This window comes from Rhizobium sp. ERR 1071 (genome assembly GCF_007828675.1).
Lineage (GTDB): Bacteria > Pseudomonadota > Alphaproteobacteria > Rhizobiales > Rhizobiaceae > Rhizobium > Rhizobium dioscoreae.
The window spans coordinates 86,356-110,514 of the sequence record NZ_VITM01000008.1 but is presented as its reverse complement, the minus strand read 5'-3'; the positions used below and the strand labels follow the sequence as shown (position 1 = coordinate 110,514).

The following is a 24,159-nucleotide window of genomic DNA, read 5'->3' as shown; positions in this document are numbered from 1 at the left end:
ATGAATAAAATTGCGAGCTTCGTCGAAGACATACTGAGAGCTGTCGGCATACGGTCTTTCGTGGAAATTGCAGGAGACTCTACTCCCGCAACGACATATTTGCGACAGCGGGGGATCCGCTCAGAAATAATCAATCTCCAAACATTTCTGGGTGACACGTATGCTTTAGAAGGTTGTGCCGATACGATTATCGCCTACCATGCTCTCGATACGCTTGATGAAGCGCAATTTGATGTCTTTTGCGCGACAGCCGCGCGACTCAACGTCCGTGACATCGTTTTAAAGGTCAGCTACGAAGCGGAGGGCGCATTTCCGACCTATAGGCCACGCCATTGGTGGGAGACGAAGCTTGTCGAGCATGGCTTCAGAAAAAGCCCACGTTATTTCGATGTGCTTTCCTATAGCGGCCTCGAATTCGAGGGCAGCTCAGGCACTCTGTTAATGCAGAAGGTGCCGCAAGCCTCGCTCGATTATTATCCGTATGAGAAATTAATAGCCGAACGCTCATTGCATATGGATATGGCACGCGAGAGCGGTCGCCGATCCGATGGCCACATGGTTCGCTATCACCAGGCGGCATCGCGGATTCGACCTGGCGATGTGGTTGTCGATGTCGCCTGCGGTCTCGGCTACGGCGCGGCGATGCTTGCCGCCTGCTCTCAAGCTTCCCTGATTACCGGTATCGATCTCGATGAGTTCGCAGTCGAATACGCCAAGCTTAATTATCAGAACGATAGGCTTCATTTCCAGGTAGGTTCGGCGACGAATCTTCGAGCAATACCCGATAATTCCGTGGATTTTTTCACCTCCTTCGAAACGTTGGAGCATATAAGTGATCCTGAAGCTGTGATTAGGGAGGCGTTGCGCGTGCTACGCCCAACGGGCCGCCTCATGGTCAGCGTCCCAAACCTATGGGTGGATGAAACGGGTACCGATCCCAATCCCTATCACTTGCAGGTCTATGATCGTCAGCGACTAACGCGCGAATTGTCAGCCCATTTCCTTCTCGATGAGGTGTTTGGGCAGACGGCGGGCGGAGGCTTTAAATGCCACGGGGGTGCGCGACGCATATGGGATGTGCGTAACGAGCCAGATGACAACATGCTTGATGACGCGGAATGGCTTTTGGCAACCGCGATGAAGGATCCCATTTCGCATCGGGACGCGGCCTACCGCGAGACATCTTTTCCAGATCACAATGCGCTAGAAGGCTATAACGTACTGGCTATCGAGCGAGATTATGCCAATCCCTGGCTCTATAAGTCGCTGATTGCAATGCCTTGGCGGCTGCAGTCGAAGGATGCCCTTTTCGAGCTTGCTCAAACAGTTATCGAATCAGAAAATATGCCGGCGATCGATGCCGCCGCTGGACTGGCTGTACTAGGATACCGTCTTCTCGATGATCCGACAGGATCCACGCGAGAACCATTTATCATTCGACTGACCGATGCAATCGCGATACTTCCTGATAGCCCGATTGGTATTCGCTGGGGTGTCTCGCTGACCTACTTGAAAGCTCAGCTATTATTGATGAATGGTAAAATGGAGGATGCTGAAGGCGCTCTCCTGGCAGTTACGCGTTACGATGCTCTTCAATTCAGTCCGCTGCTTCTGATCAAGACCTGTAACGCTTGGTTCACTCTCGGCGTCATGGCATTGCAACGCGATGACCGTAAGGCCGCGGAGAATTACTGGACTCAAGGCCTGCTGGTGACGCGAGCCGGTCTTCTGAGCGACTGGACGAATGTCATCGGTACTGTCGATAACCCGCTGAGTTTCGGTCTGCCAGAAATATCCCTGTTGACAGATATCGGCAGTCGCTGTGCCTTTGCTTTGGATTGCCTAAGGGCAGGCTGCTTAGACACTGGACTCATGTACACGCTTACAATGCGTGATTGGACGGCCATACGAGAGCGGTCTGCCCTATTGTTCACCGATCTAAATTTAGTTGCGGACCAGCGGCTGAAGGAAATTCGTCGCCTCGCTACGGAAAGACAAGAGCTTTACGAGACCGCCGAACAGCGTCTCGCCGAAATAGGACGCCTCGGCGCAGAGCGACAGGAACTCTATGAAATCGCCGAACAGCGTCTCGCCGAAACAAGACGCCTTGGCGCGGAGCGACAGGAACTCTTTGAAATCGCCGAACAGCGTCTCGCCGAAACAAGACGCCTCGGTGCGGAGCGACAGGAACTCTTTGAAATCGCCGAACAGCGTCTCGCCGAAACAAGACGCCTCGGCGCGGAGCGACAGGAACTCCTTGAAATTGCCGAGCAGCGTCTCGCTGAAACAAGACGCCTCGCCGCAGAGCGACAGGAACTCTATGAAATTGCCGAACTGCGTCTCGCCGAATTAGAACGCCTTAGCGCAGAACGACAGGAACTTTATCAAATCGCCGAACAGCGTCTCACTGAGCTGCAGCGCCGGGCACCTAAGCCACGGTCCAAATTCTGGTTTAGATAATAATGCAGCACAAGCTAACGGCACGCTGGCTGATTCCATTTCCCATCGTCGCGTCCGGAGGACATAGAACGATCTATGCTCACATGGAGCGCATGGTTGCTGACGGTTATAACTGTATCGCATGCGTGGACTTGCGACATGTATCGTCACCCCTTTCATCCCGCCGAACTCGGCTTCGCGAGTTACGAACGCTGCTGACGAAGAAGGGCATTGACGTTGAGTTTGGGCATGAGGCGATCGCCAAGGATGCCGATATTGCGGTCGCCACCTCTTGGCAGACAGCCTTTGACGTTGCTGCGTCTACCGCTCCGTACAAGGCCTATTTCATCCAAGACTATGAACCTTGGTTCTTTCCTCATGGCGATCAATTTCTGAGGGCCGAGCAAAGCTATCGTCTAGGGTTGACGCCAATAGTATTGGGTCGGTGGCTAGCAAACAAGGTTGGAAGCTTATCTAGTCAGCAGCCCTTCGTCCTGCCTTTTACGGTTGATACCAATATCTATAAACAGACGCCTTCCAGCCAGCGATCGAAAGCGATCTGCTATCTTCATCAACCTGAAAAACCCCGTCGCTGCGCTGCACTTGCTCAGGCGGCGTTGCAGATTGTCAGGACACAACGTCCTGACATAGAAATCTGGTCTTACGGTTCGAAACGCGCACCCGGTCTCGAAACTAAGCACTTTGGCGTTCTGACACACAATGCTTGCGCGGATCTCTACAACAAAGCTGCAGTTGGCCTATGTATTAGCGCCAGCAATCCCTCCCGAATTCCATTTGAAATGGCGGCTTGCGGGTTGCCAGTCGTCGACATTGACGCGGAGAATACGCGCGCGGATGCCCTAATGGAGGCCTTCCTCCTGACACCGGCGGACCCCGCTTCTCTGGCAGCTGTCATGATTCGTGCGGTTGATGAAGGCTTGGCAGCCAAGCTGAACAGGTCGCCGACGCTCGGGAATTCAATTGAAGGCGAAACGGCCAGTGAATTGGACGCAAGCGCACTTGCATTTCGCCAAATGTTGCGGGCGCCGCCCATTGCAACGGTCTCACGTACAGCTGGCGGGATTGAAATAACGTCATCAGCATGGCTACGATTACGCCATCGGCTAAGTAAGGCTTATATTGCTTTTTTTGAAAATGGCTGAAATCTAGGTGTTGATTATGGAATGGGCCGCCCTTCCGAGGACATCGAGTATGATGATCCGTCGTTGAAGGAAGAGGAGCCGATCCATGACGATTTTAATTTTGGGCATCGCCGATGCTCTAATCGCCGTTGGATGAAAGTTCAGCGGCTACGCGGCGGCCTGAACGGAACTCCTGCTGATTTTCATACGATGGTTATTCTCTATGTACATGCAGCTCAGACTGGCTGCGCACAATGCCAAAATCAGTGCCATCGAGAAGGTTATTGTGAAAGCAGCATTTGAGGACGAATTTACAAGCTGGACACCAAAAATCCGAAACAGCAATTCGCGGACAAGTATAATTGCTGGTAAATGACAGAGGTACAAGGAGTATGATCTATCCCCAATCCATTGTAGCACTAGTCCGACGCGTCCCTTCGATATTGCTTCGTCAGGTAGAGAAATAGAGACCGCTAGGCCGGATGCTATCGCCAATAGCGGGATTGACCAATTGAGGTCCATCCGCGCGGAGACAAAGCAAATGAGCACGATGGTCAGCATGCAAGCGACAATTCTGACCCGATGCGAAAGCCGCTCGACAATGCCGGCCATTCGGTCATGGTGGATCGCAAGCAGCACGCCGACTATCAAACCTTGAGGGCGTAATGCCCAAGCAAGAGAAAATGTACCGGAAATAAGAAAATAGTTTGCGGCCAGCGAGATAAGTAGAATCGCCCAATAAACTTTATAAAGTCGTGAATACGTGAAAAAGAAGGAAAGTACTGCAAATAGAAAATAGAATTGCTCCTCCAGAGATAAACTCCAAAATACCCCGTTGAAGTCTGGATTCATGCAGCTACTGCCGACTCTGTGTGCAACAATACAGTTAGACCAATAGAAATTTGAGGTTGCCGTTAATGCCGACGCGGCACTGGTCAATGCCGTCGCGAGGGTCCCGCCATACGACATGCTTATCGTGCTCAGCGACAGTACGGTAGAAAGTGCGATCCAGCACCACGCTGCTGGAGCCAGCCGGTTAAAGCGCCTGAGCCAAAAGTCCTTCAGCGAAGATCCGGTTAACTTGTGACCATCGCCCCAGTCACCTCTATTGATTAGCGACCGAGCGATCACAAAGCCGGATATGACAAAAAATAGATCAACGCCCCCCCAGAAGCCCGCATAAGTAAAAATGCCGTGATACCACTCGGGTGTCGGAAGCCGGCTTCGATAATGCTGTAGAAATACCATAAGCACCGCAATCCCGCGCAGTGCTTGAATGTCCTTATTTTTTCCCATCAGTCGGCTCCGAGCTCGAGCTTTAATTACTCGATCATGTGGCTCGCGTAACTAAAATTGTTGGACATTGCGAGTGCCGGGGCCGAACCGCCCACGTAATAGGGGTAAAGAGAGGGTCGCTACACCCTCTCCATAAGGTAGACATCTTGGTTCCAGCTCTCATAGCCAGGGCGATATTGCAGAACTCGCCACTTTCCGAGAAGCTTGGTCAGCACCCACTCAGGGGCAATGTAGGTCATGCCCCAACGACTAACGTCAGCGCCCCAGTCACTTTCATAAGCCCTCTCGAATACGAAGCCATCGACGACAAGTCTTGACGCTAGGTATTGAAGTTGGCCGCGAGGCCTCGTGTTTAGCGTTTGCCAATGGGCCAGCGATTGGCGTCCGTGCGTCGTCCAATACAACAGGCCGCCCGGCTTGATGACGCGACTCATTTCCTCGAACCACTCCATCGCGCTCGGTTCGTCGAAGTGCGACCAAATCGAAATTGCGTAAACAAGATCAAAAAAGGAGCATTGATACTTTGTGGGTGGCGTAAACGGCGATGTAGAAAATTCTATGCCTGGAAACGCGTTCTTAGCCCACTCTACGGTGCCAGCCTCTGGATCGCACGCATAGAGCTCTAGCGTCTTGTAAGCTGCTCTCATGACCCGCGCCACACGCCCGGAGGAGCAGCCGAAATCAAGAACTCGTCCCTCAACCCTGCGACCCACGGAATTGACAACTTCGTCAATCAGATTTGGATGATAGAGCGATCCGACGTCCATATCTATGCGTTGCATGCTGTGGACGTGACTGGGTGGCGCCTTATTGATCAGGCCTGTCTTCCGTGAGATTTCATGGTCAAGGCTGGCCCCTATTCGCAGAATTTCGACAATCCAGTATCGGTATTGGCTGTCCTTGGAAGGTAAAGTGATGCCATTTTCAGCGGCCAATCGCTCGACCAGAGATATGTCGCTCTTACTGAGCGTTGAGAACAAGCGGTCAATTGGTCCGAACGCTTTTTCTCCGGTCGGCCTGTAGGAATCGAGAATTGTATCGATCGCGCCCATTATGATCCCCCAATCATATTATCCTCTTAGAGTTGTCGTACCAATCAGAAGAGACAACCGCAACCATAAATCTATCCGTCGTCGACGACATTTTTTTCACTTCTGATTTTCCGAGACCATCTGTAAGGAGTGCGAGCTGAGGCTCGCGAAGCCCTGAAGCCAAAACTCCCCCTAATCGGGACGAGTGCTTCGGCGCATCCCAATCTTCCCTTCAGCATTTCTATGGAGGTGAGTCAGCACGACTTTCTTGGCATTCGTCCACTAGCTAGACACCTTCCGGCCGGAGTCTCTGACACTCTCAGGTCGATGGCAGTCAGATGACGACACTGCAGAAAGCGTGCGGCGGATGGCAGAAACTAACGCCCAGCCTGGCAACGCCGGTAACGATCCTGCAAACAGATCGCCCATTTAGCAACTACCTCACGGCCCGCAATAGGTTCGGTCAGCGGCAGAAATGCTGGTGATGTCGGCGCGCGTGAGCCTCTCTTCCTTCTATCGACTGGTGCCTTCTTCTATGTGATCGCACCCGCCCTGAGATCCCTCCTGCCGCGCAAGCCCGAATTGAATACCGGCGCAAAGCGATCTGCTACACGAGACCATGCGCGCTCTCCGCCGTATGAAGAAGGCCTTGACCGAATCAGAGAGGATTTTCAGGAGGAGAAGGAAAACGCGCACCAGAGCCGTGCGGTCATTCATCGGCGACTCGATGACCATGCGAAACAGATGGCAAAGACCGATGAGACGATTGTTATAGCCGGCTAGGTTGACGCCCAAGTCCAAAACCACGTAACTGCCCTCAAGCAAACGGTCGCGAAAGATCACAAGGAAGTCTTACCGGCCATTTCGGAGTGGCGGCTCATTTGGCTTCTAGGCGTCGGTGCTTTGCTTGTTCTGTTTGGGATTTCTGTCGGATTGCTCATCGTTTGGGCGAGCGACACCACTTCTGCGATTGTCCGCCCTTGACTAAAGCTTTGAGGCTGGCGCAATCGTCAGCCTCTAGGCCGGTCGCCATATCACGGTTGATTGATAGCGGCTGGAGTCAAGAATGAGAAGCGCGGCATAAGAACTGGCTTCTATGCTGATGCGCAATCATATATGGCTTGGCGCTGGCTGTTTGCGCCGATGGAAATAATCAAGTGTGCTCGATGTCCGTAACTGCGCTCGCCGAAACTTCTTTTGCACCGTCACAAACCATGCCGGTTTATCTTATCAATATCGACCGGGCGGCCGAGCGACTGGCGGAGATTCAGCGGCAGAGCGACGAGTTCGGTTTTCGATTCGAGCGTATCCACGGCGTCGACGGCGCTCTCATTCCACGCGACGAGTGGATCGACGTCGATCATGATCGTTTCCAGCGGCGGCACGGTCGCACCATACTGCCGGGTGAATACGGCTGCTATCGCAGTCATCTGCTGGCGCTGCACCGGTTTTTGGCGGGCGGCGACGCGATCGCTGTCATCATCGAGGACGATGTCGCGCTGGATGTCGATTTCCTTGCACGCGCGGTGACGGCAAAGAACGCTGCACCCAATGCCGACCTAATCAAGCTCGTCAACCACCGCTGGAATGGCTTTCGCGCCGTGGCACACAGCCTCAAGGGCGATATCATCGGGCGCTGCCTTTTTGGTCCGCAAGGCTCGACGGCCTGCTATCTCGTCACGCGCAAAGGCGCCGAAAAGATCGTGAAGTCGCTGGCCATCATGTCGCTGCCCTGGGATGTGGCCGTGGAGCGTGGCTGGGACATGAATATATCCATCGTCAGCACCCGCACAAATATCGCCAGTTTCAGCCGGCTGCAGCGAACGACGATGATCGGCTTGCGCCGCGATTATCGCGCTGCCAAGGCGCCTGCGTGGCGCCGTATACCAGCATACGTCTTCCGAACCGTGGATTTCTTTCGGCGCATCGCGTACGTGCTGACGACGCCGTAGGGTGGCGGCACACAAAATACCCCAATAGGATGGACCTGATGAGTGGAAAATGAAACGCCCGCGCAATCTTAGTAGCCCGCACCGGTTCACATCCCATTATGGTTCTCGAATGCCCGCTTCTCCTAATTGCAAATTCCGAGGCATTCCACCCCTTATACCGAAATGATGCCGTTCCCTTATCTGGTCAAAAAGGGGCACTTCGGTCACCCATATTGCGTTTACAGGGAACCTCAGCTGAAGCGAACAACGTAGAACGTAGGGATTAATCATTTCTCCGCTCGATTTGTGGGATTGGCTGTCATGCCGACTTCTTTCCGCATCGAATTTCCGCATCGAAAAACAAGTTACATCATCGAAAAATGATTATTTTCGAGGCATAATATCGAAAATCGCTTATATCGGAAATCAATTATCCGTATCGAAAAACGCTTATATACGATTAATCATATCGAAAATTGATTAACAGTGGGCATAAGCCTCATCGAAACCGTAAGTTTCGCATCGAAAATCGATTAGTAACGGAAGCCGATATAGAAAACCAATTAGAATCCCAAAGCGACTGACGAAATCGCCTTTTCGCTCAGCAACACACTAAAAGCGTCATTGCCAAGTCGATGATGCTGCGATCGACCGGCTCGCCACTGCGAAATCAAAGTATTTGCACGCCAATGCTCTCGATTTTTTTCGGATAACCTGCGGGCAACTACGAGGCTGCGCGACGAAAGACGGCGTGTGGCCCTGGAGAGCGCTCACGTACCCCGAATTCGCTTTCACATCGGCCATTTTCCGGCTCAGTTTTCCGATGAGCGAGGCGGTTCGCTTGAACACGAAGAAAAGGAAAGCTCTAGAAAATCGGCTAGACCTGTTTTCCGTTTACAAGGAGCCTCGGCTGAAGCGAACAAACCAAAATGCAGGAACTAAACATTTCTCCGCTCAATCACGGCTCAAAGTAAATCTCGCTCACCCGAAACTTCCCGTCGATCCGCCTGCACTGCACAATGATATCGACCGCGACCTTCAGCAAACTACGAACATCGCCGCGCTCAAGGTCACGACCTCCTTCCGACTCTTTTACGAGCAACGTCAGTTGCTCAAGCGCCAGCGCGGCAGAATCGGCATGCACCGTTGTGATCGATCCAGGATGTCCTGAATTGACATTGCGGATGTAGTAGAAGGCCGAGCCGTCGCGCAGCTCCTGTAGAAGAATGCGATCGGGTCGCATCCTGAGGCACGATTCGAGCAGATCTTTCGCGCTGATTTTCGCCAGCCCCTGCCCTCCTTTCGAATAGAAAAGCTTAACGTGATTGGGCTGCGAGATGACCAGCTCCGGCGTATCCTCAATCGAGATTATCCGCTCATGCTCCGGGATATGCCGGATCAATGCCTTCGACAGGGTGGTCTTGCCCGATCCGGTCGCCCCCGAGATGATAATGTTCTTGCGCGCAAGAACCGCCGCACGCAGAAACGTCGCGTAATCGCCTGCCTTAAGGATCTTGTCCAATCTCGCATCGGAGGATTCGCTATGACGGTTCGACGAGGAGACATTGGAAAATAATTCACCCCTTTCGAGATCATCCAACGTCAGCGTCACCGACGACGGCTTTCTGATCGTGACGCTGACCGTGCCCTTGCTCGTTGCCGGCGGAACAACAATCTGAATCCGCTCTTCATCTGGCAAGGTGGCCGACAGGATTGGCCGGGCCTCGTCGATTGCCTGGTTCGAATAGCTTGCGATGGCCCGGGCCAGACGCATGAGCTTCTCGAAGCTAAGATCCGGCAGCGCATGGCGTCGCCATCCCTCCATTCCCTCGGTCAGGACTTCACCTGGGCGGTTAACGACGATCTCATACAGCGACGTGTCCTTCAGGAAGCGAGACAATGGCAAAAGCAATTCACGCACCACACGAGCATCTGAAGCTTCCGCCATCTTCCGCCCTACTTGGTCACGAGCGTTGATCGAGGCCCGAAATCCCCCGATACCGCCCGATCGAGGATCCTGTTGCGGGGTTCGGTGACACGCAGGCTATAGACGTCGGAAAAATCGAGATCGCGGGCGACAAAAATCGAGACGAGTTCGCCTTGATGCTTTGTCAATGTCGGCACAATATTGATGGATTGCTCGACGGCGATCGCTGCCGCCTGCTGGCCAGCCGTCACCGTATTCTGCGCTTGAACGTCGCTATCCTGCAGCCGGCTGCCGGCATAGGTCGTCGCGTCCCCGACGATGGAGAGCAGTATGGCACTGCCAAAGCGCTCCCACCAATGCGTGTCGACATAGCCATCCATGCCCGCCCGCCCGAGTGCGTCGGTCGCAGGCGAGGCGAGTGTAATAATCACACCTTTTGGCGTCTTTGCGCGATTCCAAAGCACGAACAGGCGCTTCTGGCCGCGACTCAAGCCGCCTCGATATTCTCCGACGATCTGAGTTCCTTTCTCCATCAGGACCACGCGGCCGTTGTCGGAAAGAACATCGCGATTGATGACGCAGCTGGCGAAGCCCGGCTGATCGGAAGCGAGCGCCGTCTCGAGCACGCACGGAATGGAAGTTCCCATAGCGACAATGAAGTCGCGATTGCCGAGCGTGCCCGCACGTGATCCTTCCAGATGAGTCGGCGTCAACATCCTGTCGAAACGCTGGTCCTGGGTTTCAGGTTGGGCGCCTCCAAGGCTGCCAGGAACGGGCAGGTAATTGGAACCGGGGTCTTGCGACATCGCGGCTGCTGTGTCGCGGCGTTGCAATGATGACTGCTGTCCATTATAGGCCATGACGGGCGCACGGCGGGCGGAGTCCAACAAGGTGTCCTCAGCGGGTGTGACCTGCTCCTTTGATGCAGGCGTCGGTAGCAACACCTCAGGAAGGGGTGTCGCCGGCTTTACCTCTTCCTTCGCCGGCTCGAAGTCAGCCGTCTGGCGAATGACGACATGGTCGGGCTCTTTCGTCTCAGCCTTTTGCCGGTCACGCATCGACCACAGCGAAAACGCAACAAAGGCGACCATCGCTAGAACCACGCCACCGCGCTTCAGGAATGGACGGCCCTCAGTTCGCTGGTTGACATCCGTCTCGGCGCGCTCACCTGGGATACGGTCTTCCGCCTCATCCGCCATGGGCTCCTCCTGTTGCGGCACCAGCCGCCTGCGCTTGCACGACGCGCTCGACCGAAGGCGATGTCGTATTGGTGTTGGGATCGATGCCGGTCGGATCGTAAGCTTCGTTAAAGATGCAGAGCACGTCTCCTCCCCGCCGCAGAATGAATTTGCGACTGATCGCATGAACGAGCACGAGGTCACCGGAAACCGACTTAGGTACCAGGCTCTCGGTGCCGTCGGAGTTTTCCATATAGATTGCCGGGATTTCCTGATTGCCGGTGAAGGCGATGGTCGTGATCTTGCCGTTGTCATAAACAGCGTTCGGCTCCAACGCTCCTGATCCCTGCGCTGAATAACGCCAATTGCGTGGTCCATATTGCTCGTGCAAAGCCAGCACTGTGTCGGCTTGTCCGGCTTGTGCTGCCTGGGTTCGCGCGAGCGCCTCCTGACGACGGCGTTCGGCATCATCGGCTGGATAGCGATATTTGACATAGAAGTAAGTATCCTGGCCGACCGCAACCGGACCGTCTCGGACCGTCAACTCCATCTGGTAACTGCGCGTCGAACCGTCACGACGTGTCGTGACCACGGAGATGTTGGTGACCGGCTGGTTCTCTCGCGCCTTCAGGAAGAGGATATTGCCGGCCGGCGCCACTTCCCATGCGACCGTGTTGCCAAGCGCCACATGGGCAATTTCCTCGTCGGCGGCAAACTCCACCTGGACGGAGGAGCGCAACGAGCCCACGATCCTGGTAATATTGTAAGGCTGATAGTCGACGAAGCGGATCCGACTGTCCTGGGAGGCCCCGCGCGGCGTTTCCAGCGCAAGGGCTGCCGATGGCCAGCCAGCAGTCAGGAGCAGTGCGATCAAACAGTGATGTTTCAGATGTTTCAATTGATGGCCTCCGGATCGGATCGATAGTCGCTGACGGCGAAGCCGAGCGGATTTATCAACCGATCGCTCGAGGACATTGGAGCATTCACATAGGAGAAGGTAAGCGTTGCCACCCAATGGGTCGTATGGGTCTCGTCACCGCGGGTGATGGTACGCATATAGCGAACAGACAGGACATGGGCGTTGATCAGCGAGATGGAAACGATGTTGATCCGCGACGTGGCGCCGCGACCGTAGATATTTTGCGGGGAATCCGGATTGCCACCGCGATAAATCGCGGCAAAGCGGGTCTGTTCCGGCGCCGTTGAGAGCAGCGAAACCGTGCGAAAATTCTCCTCCGCCTCACTCCAGACATAACCCTCGCGGGCACGAACATAGCGAGCGGCAAAATATTTGGTCACAGCTTCGTCGTAGGTGCCTGCGGTCGACGTGAGTGCCGAAACGACATCGACAATACCGGTGGAATTGTCGACTCTCACGACAAAAGGCTCGACCGTCTTCAGCGGTGTCAAACCTGCGATTGCAACGATCGAAGTCGCCGCAAGAATGCCGGCCCCGGTGGCTACGAACCAAGCAATCCGAGCCGAACGTTCCATCTGGATCATGCGATCCTGGTCGAAGCGCCGGGCCTTATCGAAATAATCCTTGAGACTGTCCGTCGTCACCATCACCGCTGCCCTCCGCATGGGCGATAGGAGTGGCCGACATCAAAATGCGCGAAGGCGGCGGAAACGATATCCGGTTTTTCCTCGACGTAGGCAGGTGGCTTGCCACCGGACTGTGCCGATGAAGAGCGAGGCGGTTGTGGTGTGGACCGACTATCGCCGCTCCATTGCCACATGGCGCGATTGAGCGGCCGGCGCGAATAGCCGTCGCATTTGGGCAGGGGATAGGAATGTGACGCGCAACCGCCGAGCGTTGATGCCACACAAAAAAGCACGAATATTCGGATCATCGTCAACCATCTTGTTATTTGCTTGAAGTTCCACATCAGCCGGCTCTTTGGGAACGAAAGCTGCGGCCAACGGCACGTGCACCCCGACCAGTCGCTCGCGCCATGTAGGTAGCACCTCGGGCAAGCGTGCCTTCATGCGCGTCGCGTGCCGCGCCATAGCCGTAGGTGAGCGACGCTCCGCCCGCGGCAAGCGCCGAGGCGATGCCTGGAAGCTGATAAAAAACGTAGAGGGAGGCAAGGCAAATGGCGCCGAGCGCAACCGGTCGCATGAGTACGTCGCTGTAGCTCTCGATCATTGTGAAGGTGGAATCGATGCAACTAATGAGTAGCGAGCCAACCGCCACGACCAGTACCTGCAGGATCACGAAGTTGGCGAGTTGCCCGATCCAGGCTTCGGTAAAGCGGCGTGTCGAGCGGAACATGGCGAGCGCTACGAAAATCGGGCCGATAGCGAGCACGATCGCCAGTGCGAGACGGGCATAAAGCGAGACAATATAGCCGATCGCGGCAACCACGAAACTTGCCAAGATGACCAGCATGCCACCGAGGCCGGTGACGATGTCGACGCCCCATGAGGCGCGCGCCCAGATCTCGTGAGCGCATTTCTGACCTTTATCCAATAGGCTGTCGAAGGTCGAGGCGCTTGGAATCGTGCCGGAGTTCAACGCCTGTGAAATCTCCTTGGGCAAGGTGTCGAAGAAGACACTGCCGACATAAGTCTGATACTCGCCAGCATTCGTGACCAGCATCAGGATGATAGCAAGCTTTATTGCCCGAAAGGCGAAATCCATGATCGGTTCGTGGACTGATCCCCGCAGGATCAGGAAGCCGTAGAGGATGACATAAAGTGTCAATGCCGCCGTCAATGGCCCGGTGACCCAGCTGGCGATATTCGACGTACCTGACGATATGAAGTTCTCCAACGGCGCCTTGAACTGCCCATCGACGAAGGCAAAGATTTGATACATACCTCAGCCTCCAAGCGCTTTGCCCATGCGCTCCAGGCGGGATTTCCAATCCGCCGCCTCGGCATTCACGCAGTTCGGCGTGGCTCGCAACTCGCCGGGATTGCTTTTGCATTTGGCGATGAGATCCGACAGCAGCGTCTGGTTAGCCATCAGCTCGTCGACCGAATAGATACGTTCGGGCTTCGAGCAGCCGAACAAAGAGACACCGAGTGTGAGGAGAACAAGAAACTTCATTGAAGGGCCGCTCCCATCGTATCCATGCGCTTGCGCCAATCCTCGGCCTTGCGCTGTTCATCGACCTGAACCTGGGCCTGCTGCACCATCTGCAACGCCTGCATCCTGAGCATATCGGTCTGGAGAAAGGCCGTTTCGGCCTGCAGCCGCGCCTGCAGGTCGGCGATGTCCTTGGCATCGCTCGCCGAAGAGATTTGCCGGCGCAATTGATCAATCCCGTCGATCCGCTTGGTCGCGGTATCGTAAATCTGCTGGCCGAGGCCCATTTGCCCAGCATTCTTGTTCTGAAGACGCGACAGTTCTTGAGCATAAAAGTCGTTAGCGCTCGTTTTGTAGGTCGAATTGTCGGTCAAGAACTTTGAGGCGGCATCGCCAAGCGTGCCTGAACCTGCGCCCCTGAGCAGGCTTTCGACGGCAGAAAAGTCCCCTGGCAACGCCTTGCGGATCGCCGGATCGTTCAACAGGCTGGCGACGTCGGCCATGTTGGTCAGCTTGTTTAGCGAACCGTAGAGCTGCTGGGCCTGCTGGAGTTGCTGGTTCAGCGCATCGAGCTGCGATTTCAGTTGGGTTATGCTTTCGATCTGCTTGGCAATCGCGGTCTGGTCGATAACAGGGATACCCTGTGCGTCGGCGGCATGCGAAGAAAGGAACAGTACTATCGCTGTCATGGGAATCATTCTGCTCTGCGCCATCAGCTTGCACTCCTTGTCTGTTGGAATATCCGCAACCATTCGTCCCGGTCATCGCCAAGCTCTGCCCGGATCGCCTCGGCAAGTTCCACGTTTGCCGTTCGCCCGGAGAGGATTGCGAGCTCGTCGCCAAAACCGTTGAGATTGAGCTCGGCGACAACGCTGTTGTGACCCTGTTTAACGATAAAGCGCCGGCTTTCGGCGGAGAGCTCGCGGGCAACCAACTCGAATTCGCGTTCGGTGAGCTTGAAGCCACTGACATAATCGTCTTGATCACCGCGGGAATTCGGTAGGAAAACCTGGGTTGGGCACTGCTCGATGATCGTATGCGCGATCGGTGAGTTGATGGCGTCTCGCGGGCTTTGCGTGGCAAAGAGCATCAAGCCGTTCTGCTTGCGAATGGTCTTGAGCTTATTCTGGGCAAGATCAAGAAAGCTCTCGTCCTGCAGCGCCTTCCAGAACTCGTCGATAACAATGATGATCCGTCGGCCATCGATCAACTGTTCGACCCGATGGAAAAGATAAGCCATCAAGGGATTGCGGATTTCCTCGTTGTCGAGGAAATCGGTCATGTCGTATCCGAGAAATTTGGCGCCGATACCGATCTCATCGGCCTCGTTGTCGAAGACCCAACCAAGCGGCCCGCCTCTTTCCCACCGACGCAGGCGCGCCGCGATCCCTTCCGGATCGGTATTGTTGAGAAAGGTGCGCAAAGCGCCGATCGTGCGCTGCTCTTTCGGCAGATCAGCAAGACCATCGATCGCCAGCGCGATATCGCTGACATCGCTGACCGCAAAATCACGCGCCGCCGCTCCGGCTAGCTTGGCGATAAATCGTGCCAGGAATATCTTGTTCTCCGGTGTCAGCTCTAAGGCTTTCAGCGGTGCACATCCGGTGGGAAGCCCGTTCTTTAGCGGCAAATAGGTACCGCCGGCAGCCCGGACGAAGAGGTCGGCGCCACGATCCTTGTCGAAGAAGACCATGTGCGGGTCATGCTTTTCGAGTTGCGATAGCATGAAATTGAGAAGTACGGTCTTGCCAGCACCCGACGGACCGCAGACGAAGGTGTTGCCCAGATCGCCATAGTGGAAATTGAAATAGAACGGCGAGCCCGACGCCGTCTTCAGCATGGCGACGGCTGGTCCCCATTCGTTGCCGTCCTTCCTGCCCATGGGATAGGAATGAAACGGAGAAAGTGCTGCAAAATTCCGCGAGGTGATTGCACCGGAACGGGCCCGATACCGAAAATTACCGGGCAATTGTGCCCACCATGCAGCTTCCAGCCCTAGTTCCTCACGCGCCACGACGGCGCCACCATTGGTCAGATGCGAGCGCACCTTCGCAAGATTGTCAGCAAGATCTTTGACAGATGAAGCGAAGACTCCGAGGGTCAGATGGTGTTCGCCGAGCACGAAACGGTTCGATTCCAGCTCGTCCATTGCCGCATCAAGCTCTTCAATTTGGGAGGCTGCCTTGTCGAGCGCACTCACCATTTGGTTCTGCTTGCGGCCCATGATAGTGCGTGCATCGGTTTTGGACCTGAACGCGAAGGACTGGGTGAGGATCAGCTCGAAAGGTGCCGTCAGAATGCCGTCCAGCATACCGCCGCGGGTTCTCGCCGGATATTCCTTGAAACCGAACATGCCCGCATAACGGCTTGTCCCTTCATCGCGGATCTCGACGGTCTCCCGCCCGAAGATCACACGATCGGAATAGATCGCCGAGGAGACCCTGCCTTCCGTCAATGGGATCGGTTCTCGGCGGCCGCCGATCAACTGATGCAGCACCTCGCTCGGTTCGGAAAACAGGATGCCGTTCTGATCGTAGAGCGACAGCACGCGGGGGCCGAAGCGTCTCAGTCCGGCAGTGACATCGGTTACCTTGTCCCGCAAATGCTTCAAGCTGCCCTCATCGAGCTCGACAGTAGCTCGTTGGGCCTTGCGAAGACGTGGCAACAGATTTGCAAGCCGTTCGGCTGGATCGCGTCCGGGATGCCAAAGCAGGGAGAGATAGAGATCGTTGCGGAATAGGTCTTCTCTCACCATTCGCTCGCGATATTTGTCATTCAGAGCTGCCGAGAAGGGATTGGTGAATCCACCGTCGGGATAAGTGTTATCGCGGCGGCGGATGAGGTGGGTCCAGATTGCCAGACGCTCGTCCGCAATGTTGCGGTAGAGCGTGTTGAGATCGCCCTGCAGGCTATTCAAATCGATAGGATCGATTGTCTCGAACGATACGCCCTCCACAGCGATCATCGCTAGCAAAGCCCTGGAATCGAGCGCGATCACGGTCTCGTCCACGTGCCGGACATAGGGGATGAAGGTTTCCGGCTCGAGTTCACGGGATTTGAGACGGGACACATTAGGCATGGCCAAGGTCCCTTTCGTCATAGTGTCGCACCAGCCTCAACGGCGTCAGCGAAGCACCCCTCCAATAGGCGCCGTTGCGCGAACGACCGCGGGTTTCGATCCAGGCCAGCAGAATGCGGAACATGTTGTGGTCATGCTTGACGAGTGAGCGAAAAATGAAATGAAAGACCACACCGACAAGCCCATAGGCAATCGAGCCAGCTACAATGTAGAGGATTGTCGTCAGCATAATGTTGACGCCCATGGCCTCCATCGTCACCCCGGCGATCATCGCCGGCCGAGTGCAGGCCAGGAACAGGGTATCTTCCTCAAGCAAAACCCTCTCCACCATTGCCTTCAGCCCCCGGAAATCGTGCTGACGATCTGCGAGGCGCCAAAGAGAATGCCGATACCAAGCACAACATAGGCGGCCTTGCGAAGATCGAGATAGCCGAACATCCAGGCGATACCGACGATGATGACGGCGATCGTTGCCAGGAGCTTGGCGACGTTGCCGGTGAGCAAGGTGACGATATTCTGCAGAACCGTCTCGATCCCGCCGGCGCTCTGCGCGAAGGCTGGCTCGATCATGGCGATCGAAAGAACAGTTGCCATCGCAACGGTGGCACTAAATGCACGAATATTGATCCTCGACATCATTCAGACTGCTCCGGTTGATCATTTTGGAAGACCAGCGCGGGTGATTGCCGCGCTACATGGAAGACATCCCAAGACGGTGGTTTCACCGACCGTTCGGGCAAAAGCTTTTCCTCACCGTTCAAGGACGGATCATTGGTGCGGAATTGGGGAACCGTCGGCCGCCGCGCACTCTGCCCTATCTCTATGGTGGACAGGGTCTTCGAGAGCCGCTTGGCCTCGCTTTGGACCTGATCGTCATACTGAGCCATCTTTCCGACCGAAGGATCGGAGCGCCCGTAGTAGGATTGCAGCATCACGCGCTCAGCCTGTTGCAATGTCGCGCCGCCGCGCACGGCCAGACGATAATAACCATCGAGCAGTGCCGCCGTTGCCTTGAGGTTGAGGCACGGATCGAAGGCATCCGCGATACTGAGATCAAATTTGCGCAATTCGGCGATGCCAATGCCGCCAAGCCCTAGCTGGACATCTTTATGCTCCGCCATCAGCACCGTTGCGGTTTCGACCGCTTCGGCTTTGTTCTTTGGCTGTTCATGGAGAGATGAACTTCCTCGCACGCGAATATCAAAAGGCTGGAACTGGCTTTCGAGACTGACAACCGCTGCAAGCGTTTCGATCGCAATCGCCGGCGCACAGGTCTGGGCAAGATCGGTGAAGGAGACGGCCATGATCAGTACCACACCCGCTGGCTTCCAACGCCGTCGATGATCACATCGACATAATGGGGCTCGGATCGCACATTCGGCCGCGCCGTCGGATAGCCCATGCACTGAACGTGCCGGCCATCCCGCTGCCAACGCGCCGATATCACTAACCCGTCGTCTCTAGCGCCACTACTACGACCGGAGGCGCAATAGCCGCCGTCAACCTTGGAAAGGGTTCGCGAAACGCAGGTCTCCTGTTGACCGCGCTCGCCATAGCGTGCCGTCAAGCGATAGTTGCCACTGCAGAAATAGGGTTCGTAACCAGGACGCGATGCCCGGAAGCCGACACCGCTGCAAGTGGGAAAGGAATGCCCCTTGGCAAGCTCCCGCCAGAGCTTGCTGATCGGCGGACGGCAGGCGGCATATTGTGTAGGCCCACTAGGATTGGAAAGGCACAGGATAACCTGACATCCCCAATCATCGGCGCGCGCATGCCGCTCGGAAATGAGGTATAAAGGGATGCAGCCGGCAAGGGCGAAGACTGTTCCAACCAGAAGGCGTTTCATCAGCATGATCCTTCAATGTGGCGATATTCAACGATCCGTCCGGCGACGAATCTAACGTCGGTCGTAATTTATAGTTACTTATATAATGCAGTTAAAAAGATGACAAGTACCCTAACCACGCAGTGGCACAGTCTTTCGTTCGCAGCCTTCATCCTGCATGAGATCATGGATAATCCGCAGGAGGACGAGACACCGCAATCGCGGCTGAAACAGGTCGGTATGATGAGTGTTCTCTACATCATGAACCAAGCTCACCAGGCGCTAACTATCTCGAATATAGTCGAAATTACAAAGCTCACGCGCATGGGCGTGACGGAGACGATCGAGCCACTGGTGAAACGTGGGATCCTGACGGAGACGTTCGTGAAGAATTCCATGGGGCGCGGGAAGGCCCGGCAATTCGAGATCGCGCCGGAAATTTTCGAGAAGCTACGGAGCTTTCAAGCACGGTGAATGACCATCTCAGCGGCCGAATCAAACTGCATTGAAAGAATCAATAAAATTCGGATGCAAACAAAGCGGCTATGCTGATGTGCTTGAATTGCTCTTTCGCAGGCCCCGTGGCTTGAACACATAGCCAGCTGCATGGACGGTGCGAATGGCAGCACTACATCCGGGCAACTCCCCGAGTGCCTTGCGCAGGCGGCCAACGTGAACATCCACCGTTCGCGGCGCGACTTCTGCGGAAGCCGGCCAAGCCGAAGCAATCAGTTCGAAACGGCTGCAGAGCTGCCCTTCCCTCTTCATTAGATGACGTAGAATATTGAACTCGATGGGTGGCAGCGCAAGGTCGCGACCGTTGCAATGTATTCGTCGACTGTCGACATCGACTTCCAAGTCGGCAGCAGCCGGCGAGGCAATCCCTTTTGAGTTGGCCGTTTCCATAGCCTGCCCCGCCGCCTGTCTGAGAGATGTCAGCAACTTCTCCGGAGAAAGCGGTCTGAACAGGCAGTCATCAACACCGGCTTGCAGCAAGGCCAGATGAAGCGGCTGCGCTTCGCTTCGCAAAAGCGCAATCAGGCGGACGTGGTTGTCATATGTTGTGGATCGTCTGATTTCGCCGCAAATGGAAACGGCATCCTTGGCTTCTTGAGTGCAATCGAAAAGGACTGCACACGGTAAGCGGTTCGCGCAGGAAGCCAGAACATCCTCGGCGCTGCAAGCCAAAGAGGGAAGAAAGCCTTCCGTCTTCAGGATATAGCTAAACGGCAGGAACAGCTCTGCATCGCAGGTCCAGATAATGACTTCGTTGCAGGCCGCCACTTCGAGCTTCACTGCCGCATCGGAGCGCTTGAAGTTGGACCCGCTGGACCGTTGTACGGCTCTAGGCTGGCGCATATTCGCCACCGTTGATATCGAGGATGGCACCATTCACGAAACCCGCCTCCTCCGACGCCAGGAAGGCAATGGCAGCGGCGATGTCCTCCGGCGTTCCCAGTCTGGCGGAAGGAATGCGTGTAATCGCCTCCCGATTGACCGGCGTATTGGTATCGCCAGTCAAGGGCGTCAAGATCCTGCCAGGCGCCACGAGATTAACGGTTATACCGAAAGGACCACACGACCCGACAAGCGCTCGCATCAGCCCGGCCAGTGCTGCCTTGCTGGCGGCGTAAGCGCCACCGGCGATACGAGGGCGTGTGCGTCCGGCGAGCGATCCGATCAAAATGATGCGTCCGAACCCCGCCTGCCGCATTCCCCTGAGGACTGCCTGACAACATAACATGGCGCCGGTCAGATTAACGGCCAGCACTTCGTTCCATTCTTCCAGCCCGATATCCTCGAACGGCCGAGCGCCAGCAAGGCCCTTCGGCGATATCCCGGCGTTACAGACGAGAATTTCGGCATCTCCCCAGGTGGATGAAAGCTCTTCGAAGAAATTGGTAACAGCCACAGGATCCGACAGATCGACAACTCGGCCCAAGACCCGTCCAGATCCGAACTCCGTGGATAGCAAGGTAATTGCGTCAGTCACAGTTTTAGCGCTGTGACTGAAGACGGCGACGCAATGCCCCGCCGCCAATAGCTTTCGCGCCGTCGCCAATCCGATACCGCTCGTCCCTCCTGTCACGACGGCGATGCGAGACGGCTCTGGCATCATGCAGCCTCATCCAAGCCGGCAAACAAGGATAACGCCGGATGAGCCTCAGGATCTGTCATGACCTCGATAAACAGCGGCCCCTTGCCTGCCAGTCGACCTTGTAGATGCGCCGTGAGCTCGGCTGGATCCTCAACGCGCACTGCCTGGCATCCGCAGGCTTGAGCGATCTGCACATGATCGACAGGCGCGAAATGGCACGCCGATGTGAAGCGCCCGAACTTCACCATCTCGGCATCCCGTTGGAAACCGAGGATTCCGTTGTTGAGAAGGATGATGGTTATGGGAAGATCGGAACGAACCATTGTTTCCATCTCCGCCCAGCTATGGGCGAACCCGCCGTCGCCAATGATGGCGACCACCGGATGCTCGGGCCTCGCTGCCTTTGCGCCAAGAGCCAGAGGCAGGCCCCATCCCAGTCCCGCAAGACCGCGCGGCGTCAGGAACCGCATTCCTGAGTCAAGCGATCGCAATTGGCCGACGACCCACATCGATGAATAGCTTGCATCCGCAACGACGGTCGTCTGCGGTGTCAATGACGCCTGCAGTTCTGCCATGATGCGCTCCGGGCGGATCGGCGAGGCGGTAGCATGCATGAGCTGATGCCGATCCTCATCGAACCGCCGCCAGCACTCGGCTATACGGTCACTAATAGCAGTCCGTTGGTCCCGACGTAGGGATAAATCTTGCCCGTTCAGGGCATGAACAAGCTCTCTGAGCGTCTCGCGCGCATCCCCGACCAGGCGCAGCGCTTGATAATTGCGGCCGATCTCCTGAGGATCGACATCAATGTGGATCACCTGAGCACCAGCAGGAATTTGCCGCCAGCTATCCGTGCCATTCTGATTGGTTCGGGTTCCAATCAGAATGACAAGGTCTGCGTCACCGACTAGAGCAGCCGTATGGTGCCCGAGTGACCTGGGACCCACGAGCGATCCCAACACGCCTGCCGAAAGCGGATGATACTCATTGACCGCGCCCTTGCCCATGTTGGTGGTCAAAATTGGGAGTACAGCCAGATCCTGCAGCGCGGCAAGTTCATGGCAGGCATCGCTGCCGAGGACACCGCCGCCCGCGATTACAACGGGATTGCGGGCATTCGCGATCAACTCCGCTGCCCTTTGCAAACTCGCGCGATCAGGGGACGACCGATCAAGCGGCCAATGGCCAAGATTCAGAGATCGTGATTGGGTTTTGACAGTGAGCTCCGAACGCAGCAGATCGGCGGGCAGCAGCAAAGCGACCGGCCCGGGTCGACCCGAGGCAGCAGCAGTGAAGGCGGCATCGACATAGTCCTCGATTCGCTCCGGGACCATGACCCTGCGCACCCATTTCGTGCAGGATTGGAAGAGCGCGATATGGTCGAGCTCCTGGAATGCGTTCCGATCCATCTGATCACGCTCGACCTCCTGCACAAGTGCTACGATCGGAACACTCGCCTTCAGCGCTTCGGCCATGGGTGGAACCAGCAGCGTGGCAGCCGGACCATTCTGGGCGGCCACCACGCCGATCTTTCCGGATCGTCGAGCATAGCCATCGGCCATGGCGCCGCCCATATTCTCCTGCCGGTAAGCGACCTGACGAATGCCTGCCGCTTCAGCAGCGAGGATGAGCGCTGATGGGAGGCTCTGGGCAAATATATGGGTGACGTCGTGGCGCACCAGCGAGCGAGCCAGGCATTCGGCGACAGTTTCTATAGACATCGAGGTCATACGGTTGCTCCAGCAAAATCGGCTTCGTAGGTTTCGAGAAAATCGCCGAAGACTTCGACGATCAAATCAAGATCGGTATTCGTCATCGCCGTGGAGAGGCAGGCGGCGGCCCCAAAGGGCAGGAGGATATCGAGTTGACGGAAATGGCTTGTCAGATTGGTCATCCAACTGTTCTGTTCTGGTGTCGGAAAAGCATGCCGATAGTCACGGGGCACCTGCCGCTTGGGGTGGATGCGAAAAAGCGAAGCCGAACCCGTAACGATAAATGGCGCGTTGTGACGCACGATCGCGGCAGAAAGACCGTCGCGCACACGCGCACCCATTTCATCAAGACGCTCGAAGCTTGCCGAGGTCAGTGCCTCCATCGCCACCCTTCCTGCGACCATTGACACCGGATTGGCCGAAAAGGTACCGCCCTGTGGGACCGCTGGCCTCGCGCCTGAGCTTGCGAACACCGCCATCACCTCCTTGCGACCACCAACCGCGCCGACTGGGAAGCCGCCGCCGATAATCTTCCCGGCGGCGATAAGATCCGGCACTAGCCCGAAACGCGCCGATGCACCGCGATATCCCTGACGCAGATTCAGCACTTCATCGGCTACGACGAGAACGCCATATTGTCGGGCCAGATCGGAAATGGCTTCGATGAAGGCTGGCTCAGGAGCGAGCAAACCTGCCCTGCTCGGCATGGGATCCATCAGGATACAAGCAAGGTCGCCACCAGACGCGGCCATCCTTCGCTCCAGGCCTTCGACATCATTGAAACGGATCACATCGACCTCTTCGGCGACACTTTGCGGCGCACCGATATAAGAGGTCGTGGATGCGGGGGCGTCCGCGAGGCCCCAGGATGCGGGCGACGCGCCTTGGCTTACCTCGGCCCAATCATAGGCACCGTGATAGGCTCCTTCGACGCGGGCAATGCGCGACCGCCCGGTGAAGGCGCGGGCCGCCTTGATAGCAAACATGACGGCCTCGGTGCCACTATTGACGAAGCGGATCTGCTCGATCGCGGGAATGCGCTGCACGAGCAATTCCGCCAATCCCAGCTCGTGCTCCGTTGGATTGGAAAAACAGGTTCCTTTCTGCAGCAGATCTGCGATCGCGTCGGCGACGGGGAGGTAACCGTGACCATGGATCAGCGTCGTGAAATTGTTATTGAGGTCGAGGAGCCGATTGCCGTCGACATCAATCAGATAGGCACCCTCACCACGAGAAATATACGTTGGCAGAGGGTCGCGCTCGACGGTGACGCGCGTGGTTCCATCGGGAAACACGATCCGCCCTCGCTCGAAGAAATATTGCGAGCGCGATCTGAGCGCTGCGCGCCGAAATGATGGAAAATCCTGATGAAGCATGCCTTGCCCTCTCTATGTCGAGATGCGCGTTCGCACCCCGTTCACATTTTTGTTGCAACAAAAAAACACGGAGAGAAGGAAAGTGCAACAT

Annotated in this window: 23 protein-coding genes; 4 read left to right on the top strand and 19 right to left on the bottom strand. The window is 56.0% G+C overall.

All coding sequences use genetic code 11. The annotated features are described in order from the left end of the window. Together FBZ99_RS24240 and FBZ99_RS24235 are read left to right on the top strand one after the other, a co-directional pair. Positions 1-2,460, top strand: a complete 2,460-nt coding sequence (locus tag FBZ99_RS24240; RefSeq protein ID WP_145635425.1) for a class I SAM-dependent methyltransferase — start codon at positions 1-3, stop codon at positions 2,458-2,460. Between the two features lie 2 nt (positions 2,461-2,462). Further along, positions 2,463-3,602 carry a rhamnosyltransferase WsaF family glycosyltransferase gene (locus tag FBZ99_RS24235; RefSeq protein ID WP_145635422.1) on the top strand — a complete coding sequence of 380 codons (1,140 nt, stop codon included), beginning with the start codon at positions 2,463-2,465 and terminating at the stop codon, positions 3,600-3,602. Between the two features lie 147 nt (positions 3,603-3,749). Here the strand turns inward: FBZ99_RS24235 and FBZ99_RS24230 are convergent, their stop codons facing one another. After that, entirely contained in the window at positions 3,750-4,877 is a 1,128-nt protein-coding gene (locus FBZ99_RS24230; protein ID WP_145635419.1) for an acyltransferase family protein, read from the bottom strand. A 119-nt stretch (positions 4,878-4,996) separates the two neighbouring features. Continuing rightward, positions 4,997-5,929 (bottom strand): class I SAM-dependent methyltransferase, encoded by a 933-nt coding sequence (locus tag FBZ99_RS24225; RefSeq protein WP_145635416.1) that lies wholly within the window; start codon positions 5,927-5,929, stop codon positions 4,997-4,999. A 1,100-nt stretch (positions 5,930-7,029) separates the two neighbouring features. Here FBZ99_RS24225 and FBZ99_RS24220 point away from each other — a divergent pair. Beyond that, complete coding sequence (locus FBZ99_RS24220) at positions 7,030-7,860, top strand: glycosyltransferase family 25 protein (RefSeq protein ID WP_246661193.1); 831 nt, start codon at positions 7,030-7,032, stop codon at positions 7,858-7,860. Between the two features lie 937 nt (positions 7,861-8,797). Here the strand turns inward: FBZ99_RS24220 and virB11 are convergent. Genes virB11 through FBZ99_RS24155 form a run of 13 tightly spaced genes read right to left on the bottom strand, consistent with a single transcriptional unit; the run spans position 8,798 to position 18,903 of the window. Then, positions 8,798-9,787, bottom strand: coding sequence for a P-type DNA transfer ATPase VirB11 (virB11, locus tag FBZ99_RS24215; protein WP_145635414.1), 990 nt, complete (start codon positions 9,785-9,787; stop codon positions 8,798-8,800). 8 nt (positions 9,788-9,795) lie between these two features. After that, the gene (virB10, locus tag FBZ99_RS24210; protein WP_145635412.1) at positions 9,796-10,965 is read right to left on the bottom strand and encodes a type IV secretion system protein VirB10; all 1,170 of its coding nucleotides are present in this window, start codon (positions 10,963-10,965) and stop codon (positions 9,796-9,798) included. Further along, positions 10,955-11,833: a P-type conjugative transfer protein VirB9 gene (gene virB9, locus FBZ99_RS24205; protein ID WP_186450350.1), complete on the bottom strand. Its 879-nt coding sequence runs from the start codon at positions 11,831-11,833 to the stop codon at positions 10,955-10,957. Before virB9 ends, virB10 begins: the two co-directional genes overlap by 11 nt. Positions 11,834-11,838: 5 nt before the next feature. Then, positions 11,839-12,510: a virB8 family protein gene (locus FBZ99_RS24200; protein WP_145635521.1), complete on the bottom strand. Its 672-nt coding sequence runs from the start codon at positions 12,508-12,510 to the stop codon at positions 11,839-11,841. Further along, a complete protein-coding gene (locus FBZ99_RS33635) occupies positions 12,510-12,797 on the bottom strand; it encodes a hypothetical protein (RefSeq protein WP_145321877.1) in 288 nt (95 codons plus the stop codon). The genes FBZ99_RS24200 and FBZ99_RS33635 overlap by 1 nt, the downstream gene beginning before the upstream one ends. A gap of 35 nt (positions 12,798-12,832) precedes the next feature. Next, a complete protein-coding gene (locus FBZ99_RS24190; RefSeq protein WP_145635408.1) occupies positions 12,833-13,765 on the bottom strand; it encodes a type IV secretion system protein in 933 nt (310 codons plus the stop codon). Positions 13,766-13,768: 3 nt separating this feature from the next. After that, the gene (locus FBZ99_RS24185; protein ID WP_113352763.1) at positions 13,769-13,999 is read right to left on the bottom strand and encodes an EexN family lipoprotein; all 231 of its coding nucleotides are present in this window, start codon (positions 13,997-13,999) and stop codon (positions 13,769-13,771) included. After that, positions 13,996-14,691 carry a P-type DNA transfer protein VirB5 gene (gene virB5 / locus FBZ99_RS24180; protein ID WP_145635406.1) on the bottom strand — a complete coding sequence of 232 codons (696 nt, stop codon included), beginning with the start codon at positions 14,689-14,691 and terminating at the stop codon, positions 13,996-13,998. Before virB5 ends, FBZ99_RS24185 begins: the two co-directional genes overlap by 4 nt. Beyond that, on the bottom strand, positions 14,691-17,057 hold the full coding sequence (locus tag FBZ99_RS24175; RefSeq protein ID WP_145635402.1) for a VirB4 family type IV secretion/conjugal transfer ATPase: 2,367 nt from the start codon (positions 17,055-17,057) through the stop codon (positions 14,691-14,693). The genes virB5 and FBZ99_RS24175 overlap by 1 nt, the downstream gene beginning before the upstream one ends. Further along, on the bottom strand, positions 17,050-17,388 hold the full coding sequence (locus tag FBZ99_RS24170) for a type IV secretion system protein VirB3 (RefSeq protein ID WP_113367162.1): 339 nt from the start codon (positions 17,386-17,388) through the stop codon (positions 17,050-17,052). The genes FBZ99_RS24175 and FBZ99_RS24170 overlap by 8 nt, the downstream gene beginning before the upstream one ends. A 5-nt stretch (positions 17,389-17,393) precedes the next feature. Then, positions 17,394-17,696, bottom strand: coding sequence for a TrbC/VirB2 family protein (locus tag FBZ99_RS24165; RefSeq protein ID WP_145321873.1), 303 nt, complete (start codon positions 17,694-17,696; stop codon positions 17,394-17,396). Next, positions 17,693-18,361 carry a lytic transglycosylase domain-containing protein gene (locus FBZ99_RS24160; protein ID WP_145635519.1) on the bottom strand — a complete coding sequence of 223 codons (669 nt, stop codon included), beginning with the start codon at positions 18,359-18,361 and terminating at the stop codon, positions 17,693-17,695. The genes FBZ99_RS24165 and FBZ99_RS24160 overlap by 4 nt, the downstream gene beginning before the upstream one ends. Positions 18,362-18,363: 2 nt before the next feature. Beyond that, entirely contained in the window at positions 18,364-18,903 is a 540-nt protein-coding gene (locus FBZ99_RS24155; RefSeq protein WP_145635400.1) for a hypothetical protein, read from the bottom strand. A 99-nt stretch (positions 18,904-19,002) separates the two neighbouring features. On the opposite strand from FBZ99_RS24155, the gene FBZ99_RS24150 reads away from it, so the two are divergent. Next, positions 19,003-19,356 (top strand): MarR family transcriptional regulator, encoded by a 354-nt coding sequence (locus FBZ99_RS24150; protein WP_095436095.1) that lies wholly within the window; start codon positions 19,003-19,005, stop codon positions 19,354-19,356. 69 nt (positions 19,357-19,425) lie between these two features. Here the strand turns inward: FBZ99_RS24150 and FBZ99_RS33250 are convergent, their stop codons facing one another. From FBZ99_RS33250 to FBZ99_RS24130, 4 genes are read right to left on the bottom strand one after another with little or no spacing between them, the layout of a single operon-like run. Continuing rightward, the gene (locus FBZ99_RS33250) at positions 19,426-20,178 is read right to left on the bottom strand and encodes a winged helix-turn-helix transcriptional regulator (RefSeq protein WP_186450347.1); all 753 of its coding nucleotides are present in this window, start codon (positions 20,176-20,178) and stop codon (positions 19,426-19,428) included. A 49-nt stretch (positions 20,179-20,227) separates the two neighbouring features. Then, a complete protein-coding gene (fabG, locus tag FBZ99_RS24140; protein WP_145635396.1) occupies positions 20,228-21,001 on the bottom strand; it encodes a 3-oxoacyl-ACP reductase FabG in 774 nt (257 codons plus the stop codon). Further along, positions 20,998-22,710, bottom strand: a complete 1,713-nt coding sequence (locus tag FBZ99_RS24135) for an acetolactate synthase catalytic subunit (RefSeq protein ID WP_145635394.1) — start codon at positions 22,708-22,710, stop codon at positions 20,998-21,000. Before FBZ99_RS24135 ends, fabG begins: the two co-directional genes overlap by 4 nt. Beyond that, complete coding sequence (locus FBZ99_RS24130) at positions 22,707-24,068, bottom strand: aspartate aminotransferase family protein (RefSeq protein WP_145635391.1); 1,362 nt, start codon at positions 24,066-24,068, stop codon at positions 22,707-22,709. Before FBZ99_RS24130 ends, FBZ99_RS24135 begins: the two co-directional genes overlap by 4 nt. Positions 24,069-24,159 lie beyond the last annotated feature (91 nt).